1 tRNA gene is annotated in these 220 nt (G+C 35.0%); it reads left to right on the plus strand.

From position 1 onward, the window contains the following. Positions 1-134 precede the first annotated feature (134 nt). Positions 135-210 (plus strand) — tRNA-Asn (locus CXF93_RS02960). The last annotated feature ends 10 nt before the right edge of the window (positions 211-220 follow it).

Raw genomic sequence — 220 nt, forward strand, 5'->3', positions numbered from 1 at the left:
ATTGAAGGTACGGTTAATGATTTAGGCTATGATTACAATTCGATTTGTAGATAGTGTCAATTGTTAACACGCTTCATTAGAAGCACACAATTTATTCGCTTTGATTTATTAGTTTAAAAAAGCAAACCAACAATTCCCTTTTAGTTCAGTTGGTAGAACGGTGGACTGTTAATCCATATGTCGCTAGTTCGAGTCTAGCAAAGGGAGCCAATTTACTTTC

The sequence above is a fragment of the Moritella sp. Urea-trap-13 genome (assembly GCF_002836355.1).
Classification (GTDB): Bacteria; Pseudomonadota; Gammaproteobacteria; order Enterobacterales; family Moritellaceae; genus Moritella.